Origin of the sequence: Sulfitobacter sp. THAF37, assembly GCF_009363555.1 — a bacterium.
Taxonomy (GTDB): Bacteria; Pseudomonadota; Alphaproteobacteria; order Rhodobacterales; family Rhodobacteraceae; genus Sulfitobacter.
Map to the genome: position 1 here is coordinate 961434 of NZ_CP045372.1, position 22460 is coordinate 983893.

At 61.5% G+C, this 22460-nt stretch carries 20 protein-coding genes; 16 read left to right on the forward strand and 4 right to left on the reverse strand.

Annotated features, from left to right (window positions below; translation table 11 throughout):
- The first annotated feature begins 1 nt into the window (after position 1).
- Positions 2-1279 (forward strand): acetylornithine deacetylase/succinyl-diaminopimelate desuccinylase family protein, encoded by a 1278-nt coding sequence (locus FIU94_RS04800; protein WP_152464690.1) that lies wholly within the window; start codon positions 2-4, stop codon positions 1277-1279.
- A gap of 39 nt (positions 1280-1318) precedes the next feature.
- Here the strand turns inward: FIU94_RS04800 and FIU94_RS04805 are convergent, their stop codons facing one another.
- Positions 1319-2587 carry an Hsp70 family protein gene (locus FIU94_RS04805; RefSeq protein WP_254702615.1) on the reverse strand — a complete coding sequence of 423 codons (1269 nt, stop codon included), beginning with the start codon at positions 2585-2587 and terminating at the stop codon, positions 1319-1321.
- A 123-nt stretch (positions 2588-2710) separates the two neighbouring features.
- On the opposite strand from FIU94_RS04805, the gene FIU94_RS04810 reads away from it, so the two are divergent.
- On the forward strand, positions 2711-4189 hold the full coding sequence (locus tag FIU94_RS04810; protein WP_152464691.1) for an ABC transporter substrate-binding protein: 1479 nt from the start codon (positions 2711-2713) through the stop codon (positions 4187-4189).
- 69 nt (positions 4190-4258) lie between these two features.
- On the opposite strand, the gene FIU94_RS04815 is transcribed toward FIU94_RS04810, so the two are convergent.
- Genes FIU94_RS04815 through ubiE form a run of 3 tightly spaced genes read right to left on the reverse strand, consistent with a single transcriptional unit; the run spans position 4259 to position 7466 of the window.
- Positions 4259-5149, reverse strand: a complete 891-nt coding sequence (locus FIU94_RS04815; protein ID WP_152464692.1) for a cation diffusion facilitator family transporter — start codon at positions 5147-5149, stop codon at positions 4259-4261.
- 40 nt (positions 5150-5189) lie between these two features.
- On the reverse strand, positions 5190-6722 hold the full coding sequence (ubiB, locus tag FIU94_RS04820; protein WP_152464693.1) for a 2-polyprenylphenol 6-hydroxylase: 1533 nt from the start codon (positions 6720-6722) through the stop codon (positions 5190-5192).
- Positions 6723-7466 (reverse strand): bifunctional demethylmenaquinone methyltransferase/2-methoxy-6-polyprenyl-1,4-benzoquinol methylase UbiE, encoded by a 744-nt coding sequence (gene ubiE, locus FIU94_RS04825; protein WP_152464694.1) that lies wholly within the window; start codon positions 7464-7466, stop codon positions 6723-6725.
- A gap of 101 nt (positions 7467-7567) precedes the next feature.
- On the opposite strand from ubiE, the gene mutM reads away from it, so the two are divergent.
- The 14 genes from mutM (at position 7568) to FIU94_RS04895 (ending at position 22451) form a co-directional block, all read left to right on the forward strand.
- Entirely contained in the window at positions 7568-8419 is an 852-nt protein-coding gene (gene mutM, locus FIU94_RS04830; protein WP_152464695.1) for a bifunctional DNA-formamidopyrimidine glycosylase/DNA-(apurinic or apyrimidinic site) lyase, read from the forward strand.
- Positions 8420-8483: 64 nt separating this feature from the next.
- A complete protein-coding gene (locus FIU94_RS04835) occupies positions 8484-9260 on the forward strand; it encodes an enoyl-CoA hydratase (protein WP_152464696.1) in 777 nt (258 codons plus the stop codon).
- A gap of 186 nt (positions 9261-9446) precedes the next feature.
- Positions 9447-9710, forward strand: coding sequence for a 30S ribosomal protein S20 (gene rpsT / locus FIU94_RS04840; RefSeq protein ID WP_152464697.1), 264 nt, complete (start codon positions 9447-9449; stop codon positions 9708-9710).
- Positions 9711-10225: 515 nt separating this feature from the next.
- Positions 10226-11587 carry a chromosomal replication initiator protein DnaA gene (dnaA, locus tag FIU94_RS04845; protein ID WP_152464698.1) on the forward strand — a complete coding sequence of 454 codons (1362 nt, stop codon included), beginning with the start codon at positions 10226-10228 and terminating at the stop codon, positions 11585-11587.
- Between the two features lie 146 nt (positions 11588-11733).
- The gene (gene dnaN / locus FIU94_RS04850; RefSeq protein ID WP_152464699.1) at positions 11734-12852 is read left to right on the forward strand and encodes a DNA polymerase III subunit beta; all 1119 of its coding nucleotides are present in this window, start codon (positions 11734-11736) and stop codon (positions 12850-12852) included.
- 58 nt (positions 12853-12910) lie between these two features.
- Positions 12911-14008, forward strand: a complete 1098-nt coding sequence (gene recF, locus FIU94_RS04855; protein WP_152464700.1) for a DNA replication/repair protein RecF — start codon at positions 12911-12913, stop codon at positions 14006-14008.
- On the forward strand, positions 14005-14625 hold the full coding sequence (locus FIU94_RS04860) for a LysE family translocator (protein WP_152464701.1): 621 nt from the start codon (positions 14005-14007) through the stop codon (positions 14623-14625). Before recF ends, FIU94_RS04860 begins: the two co-directional genes overlap by 4 nt.
- 78 nt (positions 14626-14703) lie before the next feature.
- On the forward strand, positions 14704-17118 hold the full coding sequence (gyrB, locus tag FIU94_RS04865; protein ID WP_152464702.1) for a DNA topoisomerase (ATP-hydrolyzing) subunit B: 2415 nt from the start codon (positions 14704-14706) through the stop codon (positions 17116-17118).
- Between the two features lie 402 nt (positions 17119-17520).
- Positions 17521-18726 carry a 3-oxoadipyl-CoA thiolase gene (gene pcaF / locus FIU94_RS04870; RefSeq protein ID WP_152464703.1) on the forward strand — a complete coding sequence of 402 codons (1206 nt, stop codon included), beginning with the start codon at positions 17521-17523 and terminating at the stop codon, positions 18724-18726.
- A 25-nt stretch (positions 18727-18751) separates the two neighbouring features.
- A complete protein-coding gene (paaA, locus tag FIU94_RS04875; protein WP_152464704.1) occupies positions 18752-19750 on the forward strand; it encodes a 1,2-phenylacetyl-CoA epoxidase subunit PaaA in 999 nt (332 codons plus the stop codon).
- A gap of 69 nt (positions 19751-19819) precedes the next feature.
- Positions 19820-20164: a 1,2-phenylacetyl-CoA epoxidase subunit PaaB gene (gene paaB, locus FIU94_RS04880; RefSeq protein ID WP_082899434.1), complete on the forward strand. Its 345-nt coding sequence runs from the start codon at positions 19820-19822 to the stop codon at positions 20162-20164.
- A gap of 29 nt (positions 20165-20193) precedes the next feature.
- On the forward strand, positions 20194-20916 hold the full coding sequence (gene paaC / locus FIU94_RS04885; RefSeq protein WP_152466950.1) for a 1,2-phenylacetyl-CoA epoxidase subunit PaaC: 723 nt from the start codon (positions 20194-20196) through the stop codon (positions 20914-20916).
- Positions 20910-21377: a 1,2-phenylacetyl-CoA epoxidase subunit PaaD gene (gene paaD / locus FIU94_RS04890; protein ID WP_152464705.1), complete on the forward strand. Its 468-nt coding sequence runs from the start codon at positions 20910-20912 to the stop codon at positions 21375-21377. The genes paaC and paaD overlap by 7 nt, the downstream gene beginning before the upstream one ends.
- A gap of 9 nt (positions 21378-21386) precedes the next feature.
- Entirely contained in the window at positions 21387-22451 is a 1065-nt protein-coding gene (locus FIU94_RS04895) for a 2Fe-2S iron-sulfur cluster-binding protein (RefSeq protein ID WP_152464706.1), read from the forward strand.
- Positions 22452-22460 lie beyond the last annotated feature (9 nt).

Sequence of the window (22460 nt, forward strand, 5' to 3'; positions counted from 1 at the left end):
AATGGACACCAGATTGCACCAAGCCATCGAGGACAGGCGCGACGACCTGATCGCGCTGACCCAGGACCTGATCCGCATTCCCACGCTGAACCCTCCGGGCACCGACTACCGCAAAATCTGCGAGTACCTGGACAAACGCCTGCGCGGGCGCGGGTTCGAAACCGAACTGATCCGCGCCACCGGCACTCTGGGCGACAGCGACAAATATCCGCGCTGGAACATCGTCGCGCGCAAGGCCGGAAAACGTGCTGGCGACTGCGTGCACTTCAACAGCCACACCGATGTGGTGGAGGTCGGCGCCGGCTGGACCTACGATCCCTTCGGCGGCGACATCGCGGATGGCAAGATTTACGGGCGTGGGGCCTGCGACATGAAGGGTGGCCTCGCCGCCTCCATCATCGCGGCGGAGGCCTTCATCGAAACGCACCCGGACTTTGCCGGAGCGATCGAGATTTCCGGCACGGCGGACGAGGAAACCGGCGGCTACGGCGGTGTCGCCTACCTGGCCGAGCAGGGCTATTTCAACCCGAGCCGCGTACAGCATGTCATCATCCCAGAGCCGCTGAACAAGGATCGCATCTGCCTGGGACATCGCGGCGGCTGGTGGGCCGAGATCGAGACAAAAGGCGAGATCGCCCATGGCGCGATGCCTTTTCTGGGCGATTGCGCCGTGCGCCACATGGGGGCGGTCCTGCAGGAATTCGAAGACAAACTTTTCCCGGCAATGGCGGCGCGGTACACCGATATGCCGGTGGTGCCGGAAGGGGCGCGACAGTCCACGATGAACATAAACTCGATCCACGGTGGCGAACCGGAGCCGGAAGAAGGGTTCACGGGCCTGCAGGCCCACTGCGTGCCCGATAGCTGCCGTATCGTCATCGACCGCCGTTTCCTGATCGAAGAGACGCTGGACCAGGTCCGCGACGAAGTGACCGGACTGCTGGAAGGTCTGCGTGCCACCCGCGCAAACTTTGATTTCGAACTGACAGAACGAAACTCGGTCCTGCCCTCGATGACCGACCGGGATGCACCCGTGGTCCGCATGGTCGCCGACGCGATCAAAAAGGTGATGGGCAAGGCGCCTGAGTATGTCGCCTCCCCCGGCAGCTACGACCAGAAGCACATCGACCGGATCGGCACCCTGAAGAACTGCATCGCCTACGGGCCGGGCGTGCTGGAGCTGGCCCACAAGCCGGACGAATGGATCGGCATTGACGACATGATCGACAGTGCCAAGGTCATGGGCGCGGCGCTGGAAAGCCTGCTGCTGAAGGGCTAGGCTCTGGCCCCAGTGCCACAGGATTAATGGGGCCAGAGCCTAGGCGTCAAACGCCGTGGCTGCGCCGATGGCCAGCCCGTCGACAATCGCAGTCAGGGCGGCACCCCGGTGAATTTCGGCCTCGGGCACGCGCGCTTTCAGAACGTCGACGACCACCTGCATCAGACTGGATCCACCGACAAAAATCACCTTGTCGACCTGATCCGGCGCCACCCCGGCTTTGGCCATCACATCGGAAGCAGCCGCGCCGATTTCATCCGCGATGGGGGCCAACCGCGCCGTCATCCAGTCACTGGGCAAGGGCAACGTGGCACCGGGTTTCAGCATTCCGACCTTGACCACCGGGTCGGTGACACCCGGTGTGTTCGCCATGATCTTGCCCGCCTCGACGGCAAAGGCCAGATCGTGACCCAGCTCTTCTTCCAGGACCTTGACCAGACGGCCCAACCGCTTGGGATGCACCGCGAATTTCTCAAGTTCTGCCGCTGCCTTGCGGGTGTCCGGCCCGTAAAGAAACGGGATCTTGGCCCAGGTGGCGAGGTCATTGAAGATGGCATTCGGCGCAATATGCGTGTCATTGCCAAAGGCATGGCGGATCGGGCTGCCCATGCCCAGCTGCGGCATCACGCGCCCGATACTGAGGGCGCGGTCAAAATCCGTGCCGCCGACGCGCACACCGTGGCTGGCCAGGATGTCGATCCCCGCTGTGCCCTTCTGCCGGAACAAGGTGAAATCCGATGTCCCGCCGCCGATGTCCACCACCAGAGCCAAGTCACCGGGAGAAAGGATCGCCCGGTTGGCCAAGGCCGCGGCCTCGGGCTCGTTCATGAATTGAACCTCGGTGAAACCAGCCCGGCGATAGGCCTCTTGCAGGTCCAGCAGTGCCTGCGCATCCCGCTGCGGATCAGCGGAATGAAACCGCACCGGCCGCCCCGAAAACGCACGATCATACACCGTGCCGGTCGCCGCCTCCGCCCTGCGCTTCACCTCCGCCAGAAACCGGGCGACGATATCGACGAAGTCCAGCCGCTCGCCCAGCAACATCCGGCTTTCGCGCATCAGCCGTGTGCCCAAAAGGCTTTTCAGCCCGCGCATATAACGGCCTTCATCACCGGCCAGCAGGGCTTGGCTGGCGCGCTCCCCCACAATCATCTTTTGGGCATCAAAGTCGAAGAACACCGCTGTCGGCACCGTCTCGGCGTCTTCCTCCAGCGGAATCAGATGAGGTTTGCCATCCACAATAATTCCGGCGGCAGAGTTCGACGTGCCAAAATCAATACCCAGTGCCGCCGACATGTGCTCATCCATCCCAGAATCCAGAGGCGGCTGACTAGGCCCTCCCGGGGCGAAAGGCAACTGCCACATCAAGAACGCTGGCAAGACGCAATCGGATTGGCTAGCCTTCGTTCATAACCAATAGGGGAGACCAAAATGCTACACCTTCGCCACCTTCTGCTCGGCGTCGGCACCGCCGCCCTGATGGCGGGCGCCGCCGCGGCCAAGGACGACATCACCGTCGCGCTGCAGCTCGAACCGCCGCACCTGGACCCGACATCGGCTGCGGCCGGGGCCATCGATTCCGTGCTCTATTCCAACGTGTTCGAAGGGCTGACGCGCTTCATGTCCGACGGCTCCGTCGTGCCGGGTCTTGCCGAAAGCTGGGACATCTCCGATGATGGATTGACCTATACCTTCAAGCTTCGCGAAGGCGTCACATTTCACGATGGGTCCGCGATGGACGCGGAAGATGTAAAATTCACCCTCGACCGCATCATCGCCGAAGACAGCGCCAATGCGCAAAAGGCGCTCTATTCGGCCATATCAGAGGTCAACGTGATCGACCCCGCGACCGTCGAGGTCAAGCTGAGCGAGCAGAACGGCAGCATGTTGTTCAACCTTGCCTGGGGTGACGCAGTGATCGTCGCACCCGAAAGCATCGACAACATCAAGCAGCAACCGATCGGGACAGGCGCCTTCAAGTTCGACAGCTGGACGCAGGGCGACAGGATCGTGCTGTCGAAAAATCCCGACTACTGGGGTACACCCGCGCACCTTGAATCGGCGACGTTCAAGTTCATCTCCGACCCCACCGCCGCCTTTGCCGCGATGATGGCCGAGGATGCGGATGTCTTCGTCGGTTTCCCGGCGCCCGAAAACCTGCCCCAGTTCGAGGCTGATCCGCGTTTCCAGGTCATCGTCGGCTCGACCGAGGGGGAAACAATCCTGTCCACCAACAACACGCGCGCGCCCTTCGACAACGTGAAGGTGCGCGAGGCGATGGCCCATGCGATTGACCGGCAAGCGATCATCGACGGCGCGATGTTCGGCCTTGGCACCCCCATCGGCACACATTTCGCCCCGCATAACCCGGCCTACGTCGACCTCATCTCGATGAGCGAATATGACCCGGAAAAGGCCAAGGCGCTGCTGGCCGAAGCGGGCTTCCCCGACGGGTTCGAAACCACGCTGCACCTGCCGCCCCCCTCCTACGCCCGGCGCGGTGGAGAGATCATCGCCGCACAGCTTGCTGAAGTCGGCATCAAGGCGGAAATCACCAACGTCGAATGGGCGCAATGGCTGGAAACCGTTTTCAAGGGCAAGGATTTCGGCCTGACCATCGTCAGCCATACCGAGCCGATGGACATCGGGATCTATGCCAACCCTGATTATTACTTCCAGTATGACAAGCCAGAGCTTCAGGAACTGATGAGCGAGCTGAACAGCACCACGGACCCGGACAAGCGGAAACAGATGCTGGGCGACGCGCAACGGATGATCTCTGAGGATTACGTAAACGGCTACCTCTTCCAACTGGCGCTGCCCACCGTGGCGAAAGTCGGGATCGAAGGTCTGTGGGAAAACGCGCCGACCCAGGCAACCGACCTGACGGCGGTCAGCTGGACGGAATGACCTGAAACAAACCCGAGACGCGATAGAGCCCCGGCTTCAGCCGGGGCTTTTTCACATCTGGCGGAGCCGTTAATCGACGATGAAGATGCCGGTGCTTTTCAGCTTGTGCTCGGGCTCCACATGTATGGTGATCTGCGCCTCGCCCAGTTCGGCGCGCAACCGGGCTTCGACCCGGTCGCAGATCTCATGCGCCTCAAAGACCGAGATTTCCCCGGGGACGACCAGATGAAAGTCGATAAAGGTGATCGCTCCTGCGTGCCGCGTGCGCAGGTCATGAGCCTGCGTGGCACCGCCAGCCTCGGTCGCAATGATGTCGCGTATCTGTTTGAGTTCGCTGTCCGGTACGGCCTCGTCCATCAGACCGCTGAGCGATTCCTTTACCACCTTTGAACCCGACCACAGGATGTTCAGCGCCACGACCACCGCCATCAGCGGGTCCAACAGCCACACCCCGGTCGCATAGGCCAGCAAGATACCGATGGCCACGCCAAAGGATGTCAGGACATCGGTGAACAGATGCCGGCCATCCGCCACGAGCGCCGGCGACCTGTATCTGCGCCCGCGAGAGATCAAGAGCCAGGCCCAGACCCCGTTGATCGCCGTCGCACCAAGGTTGATCGCCAATCCCTCGACCGGTGCATTCAGCGCGCGCGGCGTGGCGAAGGCATGGAAGGCTTCGTTCAGGATGATCAGTGCGGCGACGATGATCATCACCCCTTCCAGTACCGCGCTGAAGAACTCGGCCTTGTGATGGCCGAAGGGATGGTTCGTATCCGCAGGTCGCGCCGCCACGCGTATCGCGATCAGCGCGGCAATGGCCGTGGCGACGTTGACCGTGCTTTCCAGCGCGTCTGAAAACAGCGCCACGGAACCGGTGATCCAATAGGCAATCGCCTTGAGCAGCAGGACCACAATGCCAATCGCAATACTGCCTGTCGCCAGTTTCAACGTGGGGGTCATTGTGCCGTCCGCCTTGTTTGCTTGCCGCGATCTTCGCGGATCAGGTCAGAGCTTCGACCAGCGCGATCAATCCCGCCATCGCCGCGGCCCCGCCCAGCGCCGACAGGACGATCCACCGCTTGCGGGTAGGGCGCAGGATGGTCGTCTCGTTGCTTTGCCGCAACAGCGCCGCCTCTACCAACCCCGGCAACCGGGGCCCGAACCGCGCCAGAACCTGCGCGGTGCTGGCCAGATCGCTGATCACCGCCGCCGGGCCGATGGATTTGGAAATGTAGTTGCTCACAATCGGGCTGGCGACTTCCCAGATGTTGATGTGCGGGTTCAGGGACCGTGCCACCCCTTCGACCACGACCATGGTGCGCTGCAGCAGGATCAGTTCGGTCCGTGTTTCCATGCCGAAGCGTTCGGTGACTTCAAACAGATACGTCAGCAGCCGTGCCATCGAGATACGGGTGGCGTCCATGCCGAAGATGGGTTCGCCCACCGCGCGCAGGGCGCGGGCGAATTCGTCCACATCTTTGTCCGCCGGGACATACCCCGCCTCGAAATGCACCTTGGCCACCCGCAGGTAATCGCGGCGGATGAACCCATAGAGAATCTCGGCATAGACGCGGCGGGTATAGGCATCGATATGGCCCATGATCCCGAAATCATATGCAATGATGTCGCCGTTCGGCGCGACCTTCAGATTACCCTGATGCATGTCGGCGTGAAAATAGCCGTCGCGCAGCGCGTGGTTCAGGAACAATTGCAGCACCCGGCTGCTGAGCACCGCCCGGTCATGGCCCGCCGCGTCGATGGCATCGTTGTCGCCCATCGGCACACCGTCGGCCCAACCCAGCGTCATCACCCGCCGGGCCGACAGGTTCCACTTGATCTGAGGCAGCTGAAAACCATCGTCGTTCTTGGTGTTCGCAGCAAACTCCGACGCGGCGGCGCTTTCCAGCCTCAAGTCCAGCTCACCCCGGACGACACCGTCGAAATGTTCGATCACTTCCATCGGACGCAGCCGCCGCGACCCGGGCGAGAAAAGCTCGACCATGCGGGCGGCGAGATAGAAGGCATCGACATCTTTTCGAAATGCCCGTTCAATGTCGGGGCGCAACACCTTGACCGCGACCTTCTCGCCGGTATCCGCCAGAGTTGCCTTGTGGACCTGCGCGATGGAGGCGGCGGCGACGGGTTCGCTGAAGTCGGAAAACAGCTCATCCAGGGGCAGACCCAGTTCGCGCTCCACCTCAGCCTTGGCCACCTCGATGGAAAAGGGCGGCAGCTTGTCCTGCAACACCCGAAGCTGTACCGCCAGTTCATCGCCCACCACGTCAGGGCGGGTGGACAGCACCTGCCCGAACTTGATGTACGCCGGTCCCAGCGCCGTCAGTGCCCTTGTCGCAGGCGGCATGGACGGATCGCCCTTGTAGCCCAGCCATTTGAACGGCAGCCCCAGCGCCCGCGCCACAAACCGCAAGGTTGGCGTTGCTTCGAAGGCATCCAGTACCAGGTTCATCGCGCCCGTGCGCTCAAGCGTGGCACCGGTGCGGATCAGCCGCCATATATTGTGGGGCCCGCGCACCTACAGTTTCCAGCCGGAATGAAGCGCAGCGATGCCCATGGTCAGGTTGCGGTATTTTGCCTGTTCGAACCCCGCCGCGCGCACCATGTCCAGAAACGTTTCCTGATCCGGGAAATTGCGGATCGACTCCACAAGGTACTGATAACTGTCGCGGTCGTTCGCGATCACCTGCCCCATGCGGGGAATCACGTTGAAACTGTACAGATCATAGGCCTTTTGCATCATCGGATTGGGCAACTGGCTGAATTCCAGCACCATCAGACGCCCCCCCGGACGCAGCACGCGGTAGGCTTCGTTCAACGCCTCCTGCGGTCGGGTCACGTTTCGGATGCCGAAGCTGATGGTGTAGACGTCAAAGCTGTTGTCGTCGAAGGGCAGGTTCATGGCGTCGCCAACCACCCAGTCCAGATGATCGGCCATCTGCGCCGCCTCGGCCCGTTTCCGTCCCTCGATCAGCATCCCTTCGGTCAGGTCGCAAACCGTGGCGTGGGCCTGCCCCGCCCGCTTTAGAAACTTGAATGACACATCGCCGGTGCCGCCGGCCATGTCGAGCAGCCGCTGACCTGCACGCGGCGCGAGCCAGTCCATCATCGCCTCTTTCCAGACCCGGTGGATGCCCATGCTCATCACGTCATTCATGACGTCATACTTGTTCGCCACATCGGAGAAGAGGGTCCGGACCATCCCGGCCTTTTCGTCCTCACGCACCGTGCGCGCACCGAAATGGGTGGTCTTGTCTGTCATGATCAGCGTCCCGATATTGTCAGTGCGGAGATATAGCTTACACACGCCGGATACAAACCGCCATTTGCCGCAGGTGCCCAGCGCCGGCGAAAGGACGCAAGATGCCAGAACTGCCCGAAGTCGAAACCGTGCGCCGCGGTCTTGCACCCGCGATGGAGGGGGCCGTGATCGAGCGGGCCGATGTGAACCGTCCCGACCTGCGCTGGCCCTTCCCCGCGGACATGTCCGAAAGGTTGACGGGGCAGCGCGTCGAACGCCTGCGGCGCCGCTCGAAATACATCCTGGCGGACCTCGGGTCCGGAGAATCGCTGCTGATTCACCTCGGGATGTCGGGCCGGATGCTGGTTTCGGGCGACCCGCTTGGCCAATTTGTTCACCATCACCCCGCGCCCGAAAAGCACGATCATGTGGTCCTGCACATGGCAAACGGTGCCCGGATCACCTTCAATGATCCACGCCGCTTCGGTGCCATGGACCTGATGCGGACAGCCGACGCCGACCGTCACAAACTGCTGGCCGCTCTGGGCCCCGAACCGCTGGGAAACGATTTCAACGAAGCGCATCTGGTCGCGGCGCTCAAAGGGCGGAACACCCCGATCAAGGCGGCGCTGCTGGACCAGCACGTCATCGCCGGACTGGGGAATATCTATGTCTGCGAGGCGCTTTACCGTGCGCGCATCCATCCGGCGCGCAAGGCCGGACGAATCTCGCAGAAGCGTGTGGCGGCTCTTGTTCCGATCATCCGCAACGTGCTGTCCGAGGCGATCGAGGCGGGCGGCTCGTCGCTGCGCGACTTCCGGCAGGCAGACGGAGAGCTGGGATATTTCCAGCACAACTTCGATGTCTATGGCCGCGAAAATGCCCCCTGTCGCACGCCGGACTGCACCCGGCCGATCAGACGCATCGTCCAGTCCGGGCGGTCTTCGTTCTATTGCGCTGAATGTCAAAGATAGCTTGAAACGTATCTTGCCCGTGTTATGCGTGACGGTCTGAGCGCAACGATAGAGAGACCCTCTGATGGCTTACGAAACGATCGTCGTGGAAGTGGAAAATCACGTGGCGCTGGTTACATTGAACCGGCCAGATGCCCTGAACGCTTTGAACGACGTCCTGATGTCCGAACTCGCCGACGCGCTGAAGAGCGCGCAGGAGAACGAAAAGGTCCGCTGCATCGTCATCACCGGCTCAGAAAAGGCTTTCGCCGCGGGCGCGGACATCGCGATGATGCGCGACAAGACCTTTGTCGAGGCGTTCAGCGGCGATCTCTTCACCGCCGAATCCGACCAGATCATGCGGGTGCGCAAACCCATCATTGCCGCGGTATCCGGCTACGCCCTGGGCGGCGGTTGCGAACTTGCCATGATGTGCGACTTCATCATCTGCTCGGAGACGGCGAAGTTCGGTCAGCCCGAGATAAACCTTGGCGTCGTCGCGGGCATCGGCGGCACGCAGCGGCTGACCCGGCTCGTGGGCAAGTCCAAGGCGATGGACATGAACCTGACCGGCCGCTTCATGGACGCCGAAGAGGCGGAGCGTTCCGGCCTGGTATCTCGCGTGGTGCCGGTGAAGAAGCTGATGGAGGAAACCATGGGCGCCGCCGGCAAGATTGCGGAGAAATCCATGATCTCCGTCATGGTGGTCAAGGAGGCGGTCAACCGCGCCTACGAGGTCCCGCTGCGTGAGGGCCTGCTGTTTGAACGCCGGGTTTTCCATTCGCTCTTTGCGACCGAAGACCAGAAGGAAGGCATGTCGGCGTTCCTCGAAAAGCGTGAGGCGCAGTTCCGGGACAAGTGATACCGGCTGGCCCCGATGTGGCCGGATTGGTACACCGCTTTACAACCCTCTGCATTTACCGCTATAGGCGGCCCGATACATGCGCGTGCAGCCCGCTCAGGCTAGAATCACCTTCCCGGTACGTCCGGCACGGGTTTGGCGTCACGCGCCTTGAACCGAAATTGAAAAACCCGAAGGCTGATCCTCATGGCAAACACAGTACAATCCAAGAAACGCGCACGTCAGAACGAAAAGCGTTTCCAGATCAACAAGGCACGCCGGTCGCGCATCCGCACACACCTGCGCAAGGTCGAGGAAGCGATCGCATCCGGCGACAAGAATGCTGCGACCGAGGCGCTGAAGAACGCCCAGCCCGAGCTGATGCGTGGCGTGAGCAAAGGTGTGTTTCATAAAAACACCGCATCGCGAAAAATGTCGCGGCTGGCATCCCGGGTCAAAGCACTGGCTTGATTTTCCCTTCGGCAGCCGGTCGAATCGACTATCTGCTTGAAACATAAGGCGTCGCTCTGCGGCGCCTTTTTGCTGTCCGCAGAGCTGAAAATCTGGCCACAGATTCTTTGCTGACAAAAGAACGAGTCAAGGCGGAAGATATGTTGAAGCGGCTGTGCAGTACTTGCTACCTACGTAGAGCGATTCATTTCGCGTGGGGGGACAGGCCTTTGAGACAGGTGCTTCCGGCTTCGGACAGTACCTTTCCGGGACGCAGATCGTGGCGGTCATACCGCTCGCTTTCTGTATTGCGAATGTAGCTGCTGCCGCGTTTGCCCTGTCCGTTTTGATACGGACGGCTTTTGCCAAGACCGATGCGCCCGGGCGCACCGATTGGCGAAATCCTAGATGAAAATGGTCCAGTTACCGGGCCGGTTGCCGTTTGGGACCGGACAGGTGGCCTGTATTCTGGATCGAGTGTGGTGCCGGACTGCTCCGGCGCTTGGTTGAAACCTGACTTGGGACAAATTTTGGAAATGACGCAAGATCAATGGGGCGAGATCAGACAGCGGCTGCTAAAGACAGTTGGGCAAAACAACTTTACCACCTGGATCGAACCGATGGAGGCTGGCGAGGTGGCCAATGGTATCGCCACCCTTCATGTACCGACGAACTTCTTCGGCAATTATGTCAGCCAGAATTTCTCGGACCTGATCCTGCACGAGATCAACGCGGAAGGCATCGAGGTTTCCCGCCTGAATTTTACCCTTCAGCAACGCGCCGCGAATGACGGCAAGGTTCCGTCCGATCCTCCGCGCAAAACGCATGCCCCCGCCAAAAGCGAGCCGACCAATGTCATGGTAACCGCCCCCCTTGATCCGCGTTTCAGTTTCGACAACTTCGTGGTCGGCAAACCCAACGAGCTGGCACATGCCGCCGCCAAGCGCGTGGCCGAAGGCGGCCCCGTCACCTTCAACCCCCTGTTTCTGTATGGCGGTGTTGGGCTGGGTAAAACGCACCTGATGCACGCGATCGCCCGCGAACTGGCCGAACGCAAACCGCAGATGAACGTGCTCTACCTCTCGGCGGAGCAGTTCATGTACCGCTTCGTTCAGGCTCTTCGCGACCGCAAGATGATGGACTTCAAGGAAATCTTCCGATCCGTGGATGTTCTGATGGTGGACGACGTTCAGTTCATCGCCGGCAAGGATAGCACACAGGAAGAGTTCTTTCACACGTTCAATGCCCTCGTGGACCAGCGCAAGCAGATCATCATCTCGGCCGACCGTGCACCGGGCGAAATCAAGGACCTTGAGGACCGCGTGAAGTCGCGCCTGCAATGCGGGCTGGTCGTGGACCTGCACCCAACGGATTACGAACTGCGCCTCGGCATCCTGCAAAGCAAGGTAGAAGCGCAGCGCGAACTCTATCCAGACCTTCAGGTTCAGGATGGCGTGCTCGAATTCCTGGCCCACAGGATCACGTCGAATGTTCGGGTCCTGGAAGGCGCGCTGACCCGCCTTTTTGCTTTCGGATCGCTGGTCGGACGCGAGATCAACATGGAACTGACCCAGGATTGCCTGACCGACGTGCTGCGCGATTCCGAACGCAGGATCTCGGTCGAGGAAATTCAGCGGAAGGTGTCCGAACATTACAACATTCGCCTGAGCGACATGATCGGGCCGAAGCGCCTGCGCAGCTACGCCCGACCGCGCCAGGTGGCGATGTACCTGTGCAAGCAGATGACCAGCCGGTCGCTGCCCGAGATCGGTCGCCGCTTTGGCGGGCGGGATCACACGACGGTCATCCACGGCGTGCGCCGCATCGAAGAACTCAAGCTGACCGATGACCAGATTGCCGAGGATCTGCAGCTGCTTCGCCGCGCGCTGGAAGCCTGATCGCGGCAACCATGCCACGACCGCCAGGTAATTGAGGGGCCCTTGCGGCCCCTCTTGCATTTGGTCCGTCAAGGCATGAAAAGTCTTGTTAAAACGAGGGAACCGGGTAGTTTGCCCGTCCCGACGGGTCTGACGGAGAAGCCATCATGAAATTCAGCATCGAACGTGCCGCATTGCTCAAGGCGGTAAGCCAGGCCCAATCCGTCGTCGAGCGGCGCAACACCATTCCGATCCTCGCGAACGTCCTGATCGAAGCGGACGGCAGCGATGTTTCTTTCCGGGCCACCGACCTGGACATCGAGGTTGTGGACAAGGTGGCTGCTCAGGTGGAACGCGCGGGCGCGACCACCGTGTCGGCCACCTTGCTGCACGAGATCGTCCGAAAGCTGCCCGATGGGGCGCTTATCAACCTGACTGCGGACAGCGCCGCAGGCCGCCTGACCGTCGAGGCGGGCCGCTCGAACTTCAGTCTCGCGACCCTCCCGCGGGAGGATTTTCCGGTCATGGCATCGTCGGAATACGCATCGAACTTCAGCGCCCCCGCACCTGTGCTTCGCCGCCTTTTCGACAAGTCGAAATTCGCCATCTCCACCGAGGAAACCCGGTACTATCTGAACGGCGTCTACATGCACGTTGCCGATGGCGATGACGGCAAGACGTTGCGTTGCGTGGCAACGGACGGCCACCGGCTGGCCCGTATCGACGCCGAACTGCCCGAAGGCGCGGCGGAGATGCCCGGCGTGATCGTTCCGCGCAAAACGGTGGGCGAGCTGCGTAAGCTGCTGGAAGACGATGACATGAAGATCGCCGTATCCGTGTCCGAGACCAAGGTGCGCTTTGCCACGCCCGAGATCACCCTGACATCCAAGGTCATCGACGGCACCTTCCCCGACTACACCCGCGTCATTCCGCAGGGGAACACCCGCAAGATGGAAGTGGACGCCGCCGAATTCGCACAGGCCGTGGACCGTGTGGCAACCGTCAGTTCGGAACGATCCCGTGCGGTCAAGCTGCAACTGGACGAGGATCGCCTGATTCTGTCCGTGAATGCCCCCGACAGCGGCGCCGCCGAAGAAGAGCTTGCCGTCGCTTACGGCGACGAACGTCTGGAGATCGGCTTCAACGCGAAATACCTGCTGGAGATCGCCAGCCAGGTGGACCGCGAGAACGCCGTGTTCCTGTTCAACTCCTCCGGTGATCCGACGCTGATGCGCGAAGGAAACGACATGTCTGCGGTCTATGTCGTGATGCCAATGCGTGTGTGACGCGCCGGAGTTTTCGAAAACTCCGGTCCGATATTTTCGAAAATATCGGCGCTGATCCATGACCGGATTGTTCCTGTCCCAGCTGACACTGTCTCACTTCAGGTCGCACCGCCGCAGCCTGATGGACTGCGACGCCCGCCCCGTGGCGCTGCACGGGCCCAATGGGGCGGGCAAGACCAACATCCTGGAAGCGATTTCATTGTTTTCACCGGGCAGAGGTCTGCGCCGGTCCAGTGCGCAGGACATGACCCGCAGGCCCGAGGCGCTGGGCTGGAAGGTGACGGGCATCCTGCATGTGCGCCAGCAGATCCACGAAGTCGAAATCTGGTCCGAGGGCGGTGCGGCACGCCAGACCCGCATCGACGGCAAGCTCGCCGCGCAGAACGCCCTGGGCCGCATCGCACGGGTCCTGTGGCTGATCCCGGCGATGGATCGGCTGTGGATCGAAGGGGCCGAGGGCCGCAGGCGCTTTCTGGACCGTATGACGCTCAGCTTCTTGCCAGACCACGCCGACCATGCACTGCGGTATGAAAAGGCCATGCGGGAACGCAACCGCCTGCTCAAGGACATGGTGCGCGAACCGTCCTGGTATCTTGCCTTGGAAAGCGCGATGGCCGAGGCCGGCGCGGCGATCAACGCCAACCGGCAGAACGCACTTCGCGCCATCGCAGAGGCGCAGACACAGGCCGAGACCGCCTTTCCCACCGCCACCCTCGACTTGCAATCCGAGATGCCGCAAACCGCCGAAGGGCTGCGTCAGGCGCTTGCCGACAACCGGATGCGCGACCTGGCGGCGGGCCGGACGCTCATCGGCCCCCACCGCGCCGATCTCGACGGCGTATACGCGGCCAAGGGGGTGCCCGCCCGCGATTGCTCCACCGGGGAACAGAAGGCGCTTCTGGTCTCCCTCATCCTGGCCAACGCCCGGGCGTTGACGGCAGATTTCGGCGCGCCGCCCCTGCTGCTGCTCGATGAGGTCGCGGCCCACCTCGATGCTGCCCGACGGGCCGCGCTGTACGATGAGATTACCGCGCTGGGGGCGCAGGCCTGGATGACAGGAACCGGGGTTGAACTGTTCACGGACCTTGGCAATCGCGCGCAGGTGCTGGAGGTGACAGAGTCCGAAGGTGTGTCGGCGGTCGGCACGCCTGAATGACCATCCCCTATCACGACCTCCTGCTCTATGCCGGCGCGATGGTGGCGCTGTTTGTCACCTCCGGCCCGGTCATGGTGGCGATGATGGCACGGGCGATGTCGGGCGGCTTGCGCGCGGCATGGCCGCTGGCCCTGGGCGTGTCGACCGGCGATCTGCTCTGGCCGCTGATGGCGGCACTGGGGATCACATGGATCCTCGCGGTATTCGACGTCTTCATGGTTGTCCTGCGGGGCGTGGCCTGCCTTGTCTTTCTGGTGATGGGCCTCATGTTGATCCGGCACCGGGATGCCGCCCCGGACCGCGACAGCCGCCTGACACGGCCCGGCATGTGGGCCGGATTTGTCGCCGGTGTCATTGCAATTCTGGGCAATCCAAAGGCGGCGCTCTTCTATGTCGGCGTCTTGCCGGGCTTTTTCGACCTGCGCAGTGTCACCTGGCAGGACCTGACGGCAATCGTCGCGGTTTCCGTTGTCGTGCCCCTGATCGGGAACCTCATCCTGGCCGCTTTCGTGGGCCACATCCGCGGCCTTCTGACCGATCCCCGCATCCTGCGGCGGATCAACCTGGTTTCCGGCGCGCTGCTGATCTGCGTCGGGCTTCTGATCCCCCTGGTCTGACACAAAATCTTGTGTCAGGCGCGTGACATTCTTCCCTGAAAACACTATAAATCGGGCAAAAGAAAAAGGTTTTCCCGAATGTCCGAGACTGAGCAGATGCCCGAAGAATACGGCGCAAATTCCATCAAGGTTCTCAAGGGCTTGGAGGCGGTCCGCAAGCGCCCTGGCATGTACATCGGCGACACCGATGACGGGTCTGGCCTGCACCATATGGTGTACGAGGTCGTGGACAACGGCATCGACGAGGCGCTGGCCGGGCACGCGGACGCCGTGACCGTCACCATCCACGACGATTCTTCCGTTTCCGTCAGCGATAATGGCCGCGGAATTCCCGTTGGCATCCACGAAGAAGAAGGCGTTTCCGCAGCCGAAGTCATCATGACCCAGCTGCACGCGGGCGGTAAATTCGACAGCAACAGCTACAAGGTGTCAGGCGGTTTGCACGGCGTCGGCGTATCCGTTGTCAACGCGCTGTCCGACTGGCTGGAATTGCGCATCTGGCGCGAGGGCAAGGAACACGTCGCGCGCTTCGAAGGCGGCTTCACGACCGAACACCTCAGCATCGTCGGGCCGACCGACCGTACCGGTACAGAGGTCCGCTTCATGGCCTCCACCGAGACGTTCTCGAACCTCGACTACAGTTTCGAGACGCTGGAAAAACGCCTGCGCGAACTGGCATTTCTGAATTCGGGGGTGCGGATCATCCTGCGCGACGAACGCCCGGTCGAGGCTTTGGAAACAGAGCTTTTCTACGAAGGCGGTGTGAAGGAATTCGTCAAGTATCTGGACCGGCACAAGTCATCCGTGATGCCCGAACCGATCTTCATCACCGGAGAGAAAGACGACATTGGCGTCGAAGTGGCGATGTGGTGGAACGACAGCTACCACGAGAACGTGCTGCCCTTCACCAACAACATCCCGCAGCGCGACGGCGGCACGCATATGGCCGGTTTCCGGGGCGCGCTGACGCGGACGATCAACAATTACGCGCAGTCCAGCGGCATCGCGAAGAAGGAAAAGGTAAGCTTCACCGGCGACGACGCCCGCGAGGGTCTGACCTGCGTGCTGTCGGTCAAGGTGCCGGACCCCAAGTTCAGCTCGCAGACCAAGGACAAGCTGGTCTCCTCCGAGGTGCGCCCTGCGGTCGAAGGTCTGATGAACGAAAAGCTGGCCGAATGGTTCGAGGAGAACCCGAACGAAGCCCGCATTGTCGTCGGCAAGATCATCGAAGCGGCCCACGCCCGCGAAGCGGCGCGCAAGGCACGTGATCTGACCCGGCGCAAAACGGCGATGGACGTGAACTTCCTGGCTGGCAAGCTCAAGGATTGCTCGGAAAAGGACCCCTCCAAGACCGAAGTGTTCCTGGTCGAGGGTGACAGCGCCGGCGGATCGGCCCAGACCGGTCGCGACCGGCAGACCCAGGCGATCCTGCCGCTGAAAGGCAAGATCCTGAATGTGGAGCGTGCCCGCTTTGACCGGATGCTGGGAAGCCAGGAGATCGGCAACCTCGTCATGGCGCTTGGCACCGGGATCGGCCGGGACGAGTTCAACCTCGACAAACTGCGCTATCACAAGATCGTCATCATGACGGACGCCGACGTGGACGGCGCGCACATTCGGACACTGTTGCTGACGTTCTTCTACCGCCAGATGCCCGAACTCATTGAACACGGGCACCTCTACATCGCGCAGCCGCCGCTCTACAAGGTCACGCGCGGCAAGTCCGAGGTCTATCTCAAGGACCAGGCCGCGATGGAGGATTACCTGATCGAACAGGGCATCGACGGGGCGATGCTTCGGCAGGGCAACGGAGAAGAAATCACTGGCCAGGACCTGGCCCGCGTGGTTGATCTCGCCCGCCAGATGCGCCGCGTGCTTGAGGCGTTCCCGACCCACTATCCCCGACACATCGTTGAACAGGCGGCGATCGCCGGGGCCTTTGTATCCGGCGCCGTGGATCGCGACCTGCAAGGTGTGGCCGACAAGGTGGCCAAGCGGCTGGACCTGATCGCGCTGGAATACGAACGCGGCTGGCAAGGCCGGATCACCCAGGATCACGGCATCCGTCTGGCCCGCATCCTGCGCGGTGTCGAAGAGGTGCGGACACTGGACGGCAAGATGCTGCGTTCCGGCGAGGCAAAGAAATCCGGAACCTTCACCCAGCACCTGCAGGATGTCTACGACCTGCCTGCAACGCTTGTGCGCAAGGACCGGTCGCAGCTGATCCACGGTCCGATGGACCTGCTTGAGGCGGTCCTCGCTGAAGGTGAAAAGGGACTGTCGCTGCAGCGTTACAAGGGTCTTGGGGAAATGAACCCTGATCAGCTGTGGGAAACCACACTGGACCCAGAGGCACGTACCCTTCTGCGCGTCAAGGTGGAGGACATGGCCGAGGCCGATGACCTGTTCACCAAGCTGATGGGCGATGTGGTGGAACCACGCCGCGAGTTTATCCAGCAAAATGCGCTAAGCGTCGAGAACCTGGATTTCTGATCTCGTGTAGGATCGCGCATAATCGTGCGCGGTCCTCATAATTTACGCGAATTCCGAAAGGGGTAGGCAAAGAGCTTCCCCATCCGGGCCTCGCACTGCCTTAACGATATCAAGGAAATGACCCCGACCTTCGAGACGGGTTCGCTTTGCCTGTGGAAATGATGACCTGATGGGTTGAACTGTCTTTCCACCAGACAGTGCCTGTCGTTGCGAGCGCAGGTGAGAAAGCCGGATCATCTGACATTGGCACCTCTGTCATCGTTCAGGCCCCATACCTGCGTCCTATCAGAGCGGCGGATCAGCCAAAGCGTTACAGAATTATCCCCAGGATGCACATTCCGTAACATTAATCTTGTTTCGAATCGCATCCGGCGCTAGATTCCCTCGAAAGAGGAGAACTTCATGCAGGCTTTCATCTGCGACGCACAGCGTACCGCCATCGGTCGTTTCGGCGGTGCACTGTCATCCGTCCGCGCTGACGATCTGGCAGCGGCGCCCATCTCGGCACTCATGGCGCGAAATCGCGATGTGGATTGGTCGCGCGTGGATGACGTGATCCTGGGCTGCGCCAATCAGGCTGGCGAAGACAACCGGAACGTGGCGCGTATGGCCGCATTGCTGGCTGGTCTGCCGGTTGATGTGCCGGGTGCGACCATCAACAGGCTCTGCGCCTCCGGGATGGATGCCGTTGGCGCTGCTGCGCGTGCAATTCGCGCAGGCGACATCGACCTTGCCATCGCCGGTGGCGTCGAAAGCATGACGCGCGCACCCTTCGTCATGCCCAAGGCCGAAACCGCCTTCTCCCGCAGCAACGCTGTCTATGACACGACCATCGGCTGGCGGTTCGTGAATCCCAGGATGAAGGCTCAGTACGGCGTCGACTCCATGCCAGAGACCGCCGACAACGTTGCCGCCGACTTTGATGTCAGCCGCGCGGATCAGGACGCCTTTGCCCTGCGCAGCCAGGAACGCTGGGCGGCGGCCGATGCAGCAGGTGTCTTTGCCGATGAAATCACTCCGGTCACGATCCCCCAGCGCAAGGGCGATCCGATCGTCGTGGACCGCGACGAACATCCGCGCCCCCAGACAACGGGCGAGGCGCTGGGCAAGCTGCGCGCCATCAACGGGCCGGACCTGACCGTGACCGCTGGCAACGCCTCGGGCGTGAATGACGGTGCGGCCGCGCTGCTGATCGCATCGGAACAGGCAACCAGGGATCATGGCCTCACGCCCATCGCCCGCGTGGTCGCCATGTCCGCGGCGGGTGTTGAACCGCGCATCATGGGTATTGGCCCGATCCCGGCCTGCAAAAAGGTGCTCGCCCGCGCCGGTCTGACCATCGACCAGATGGACGTGATCGAACTGAACGAGGCTTTCGCCTCCCAAGGGCTCGCGACGTTGCGGGCGCTCGGCGTACCGGACGATGCGCCGCATGTGAACGCAAATGGCGGGGCCATCGCTATCGGGCACCCCCTGGGCATGTCCGGCGCGCGTCTGGTGATGACAGCGGCGCTGCAACTGAAACGCACGGGCGGACGTTATGCCCTGTGCACCATGTGCGTGGGGGTCGGACAAGGTGTTGCGCTGATCCTCGAACGCACAAGCTGAACTTCAACCTGAAAGGACGGATTGCATGTATGCACAGATGATCAAGTCTACCGGTAAAGGCGTCAAATCCCTTGACGAGATGGACCCGGACGAGCGCGCCTTTCAGGAACGCATCGACGCGGGCGGCAAGATCGAACCAAAAGACTGGATGCCGGACGGCTACCGCAAGAATCTGGTCCGCCAGATTGGTCAGCACGCCCACTCCGAAATCGTTGGTCAACTGCCCGAAGGCAACTGGATCACCCGCGCGCCGACGCTTGAGCGCAAGGCGATCCTGCTGGCCAAGGTGCAGGATGAAGCTGGCCACGGGCTCTACCTCTATTGCGCGGCGGAAACGCTGGGCGTGACCCGCGATCAGATGACCCGTGACCTGCTCTCGGGAAAGATGAAGTACTCTTCGATCTTCAACTACCCGACCCTGACATGGGCCGACATGGGCGCCGTGGGATGGCTGGTCGACGGTGCCGCAATCATGAACCAGGTGCCGCTGCAGCGCACGTCATACGGGCCCTACGCCCGCGCGATGGTGCGGATCTGCAAGGAGGAATCCTTTCACCAGCGTCAGGGTTTCGACATCATGATGAAGATGGCCAGGGGCACTGAGGCGCAGCGCAAGATGGCGCAGGATGCGCTGAACCGGTTCTGGTATCCCTCGCTCATGATGTTCGGCCCTTCGGACGCGGAGTCGGTGCATTCCGCACAATCCATGGCCTGGAAAATCAAGATGAACACCAACGATGAGCTGCGTCAGAAGTTCGTGGACCAGACCGCGCCGCAGGCGGAATACCTGGGCCTAACGATTCCCGACGACAAGTTGAAGTACAACGAGGAAACCGGGCACTACGACTTCTCCGAACCTGACTGGGATGAATTTTTCGACGTGCTCAAGGGCAACGGGCCCTGCAACACGGAACGGCTGGAAGCGCGCAATCGCGCCTGGGACGAAGGCCGATGGGTGCGCGAAGGCCTGCTGGCCCATGCCGAGAAGAAGAAGAAGCGGAACGCGGCAATCGCGGCGGAATGATCCAAGACACGCTTTCAGGCCGGACACGCCCGAAGTGTCCGGCACCGATCCAGAACAGGAGGACGCCAGATGAGCAGCCCTGAATCCAGCCCATATTCCGACACCGATGCCGCGCCCCACGGCAAGGCGAGGGCAACCGAATGGCCCCTTTGGGAAATCTTCATCCGCGGCCAACACGGGTTGAGCCACCGGCATGTGGGCAGCCTGCACGCAGCCGACGCCGAGGGCGCGATCAAGAACGCGCGCGATGTCTACACCCGCCGCAACGAAGGCGTCAGCATCTGGGCCGTTCCGGCCAGCGCCATCGCCGCCTCGTCCCCGGAAGAGAAGGGCGCGCTTTACGAACCGGCAAACGACAAGGTCTATCGCCACCCGACCTTCTTTGACATTCCCGACGAAGTGGGGGCGATGTGAGCGACGCGCAGTTCGAATTTCTGTGCCGGATGGGGGACAATACCCTGGTCCTAGGGCACCGCATCTCTGAATGGTGCGGCGTGGCGCCGGTGCTTGAAGAAGACATCGCACTGGCCAACACCGCGCTGGACCTGATCGGGCAGACGCAGCTTTGGCTCGGGCTGGCGGGCGAGGCAGAGGGCAAGGGCCGTGACGCCGACCGTCTCGCCTTTCATCGCGATGTCTGGGATTTCCGCAACCTGCTGCTGGTCGAACAGCCCAACGGCGACTTCGGTCGCACCATGATGCGCCAGTTCCTGTTCGACGGCTGGCATCTGGCGCAACTCAAGGGGCTGATGGCATCCAGCAACGACCAGATTGCGGCGATCGCGGAGAAATCCGTGAAGGAAGTCACCTATCACCTTGAGCGGGCCACCGACACGGTGATCGGTCTGGGCGACGGCACGGAAGAAAGCCACGACCGCATGCAGGCCGCGCTGGATCGTCTCTATCCTTACGTCGGCGAAATGTTCATCGCGGATGCAGTTGACGACGAGATGGTCAGCGCAGGCATTGCGCCCGATCCGGCGTCCCTGCGGCCCGGATACGACGCGCTGCTGGACGAGGTCCTGAGGGAGGCGACATTGACGAAACCGGAAGACGACTTTGCCCACAAGGGCGGGAAATCCGGTGCGCGGCATACCGAACATCTGGGGCACATGCTGACCCAGATGCAATGGTTGCAACGGGCCTACCCGGACGCCACATGGTAACGCAAAGACCTTCGGTAGAGACTGTTTGGGCCTGGCTTTCCGCCGTGCCCGACCCGGAAATCCCTGTCATTTCCCTGACCGATCTGGGCATCATCCGTGATGTGCAATGGCAGGACGATATGCTGGAGGTCACGGTCACGCCGACCTATTCCGGTTGCCCGGCCACCAGCATCATCAACCTCGACATCGAGACCGCATTGCGCGCGAAGGGGGTCGAGAAACTGTCCCTGAAAAGGCAGTTGTCCCCCGCCTGGACCACCGATTGGATGACCGATACCGGCAAGGCCAAGCTTGAGGAATTCGGCATTGCCCCACCCCGTCCCGCTGGCGGGCCACAACACTGCCCGCGCTGCAAATCAACGCAGGTGGAAAAGATCAGCCAGTTTGGCTCGACCCCCTGCAAGGCGCAGTGGCGCTGCCAGTCCTGCCTTGAACCCTTCGACTATTTCAAATGTATCTGAGGCACTGAAATGAGCCAGTTTCACCCCGTAACAGTGACTGATATTCACCACACAATCCGTGATGCCGTGGTGCTGACGCTAGAACCGGAAAACCCCGAGGCGTTTTCCTTTACCCAAGGCCAGTACCTGACATTTCGTCAGGATTTCGACGGTACCGAGCTGCGCAGGAACTACTCGATCTGCGCCGGTTTGGACGACGGCAAGTTGCAGGTGGGGATCAAGAAGGTCGATGGCGGTGCCTTTTCCACCTTCGCCAATGAGACGCTCAAGGTCGGCGATACGCTGCATGTCATGCCACCTCAGGGCAAGTTTTTCACAGCATTAGAGCCTGATCGCGCCAAGAACTACCTTGGTTTCGCGGGCGGGTCCGGCATCACGCCGGTTCTGTCGATCCTCAAGACAGTACTGAAACGAGAGCCTAAATCGACCTTTACGCTGGTCTATGCCAACCGCGCGGTAAACACGATCATGTTCCGCGAGGAACTGGAAGACCTCAAGAACCGCTACATGGGGCGGCTGACCATCATTCACATGCTGGAATCCGGGCAGGACATAGACCTGTTCACGGGCCGCGTGGATACTGACAAATGCGCCCGCCTCTTCCAGCAGTGGATCGACGTGGAAAGCATCGACACCGCCTTTATCTGCGGCCCCGAACCGATGATGCTGGCGATTGCCGAAAGCCTGAAAGGCCACGGGTTAGAGCATGATCAGATCAAGTTCGAATTGTTCAGCGAAAGCCAGCAGGGCCAGCTCGCCAAAAAGGAAATGGCCAAACGCAGCGAGGGCCGGAAGGGCACCGAGATCACTGTGATCATCGAAGGGGCCGAACGCAGCTTTACAATGCAAAAGGGTCAATCCGTGCTGGAAGCCGCGCTGGAGAACGGGCAGGACGCGCCGTTTTCCTGCAAGGCGGGCGTCTGCTCCACCTGCATGGGCAAGGTGCTGGAGGGCGAGGTCGAGATGATCAGCAACCACGCGCTTGAGGACTACGAGGTCGAACGCGGTTACGTTCTGACCTGCCAGTCCTATCCGCTGACCGACAAGCTCGTCATAGACTACGACACACATTAAGGAGCCGAC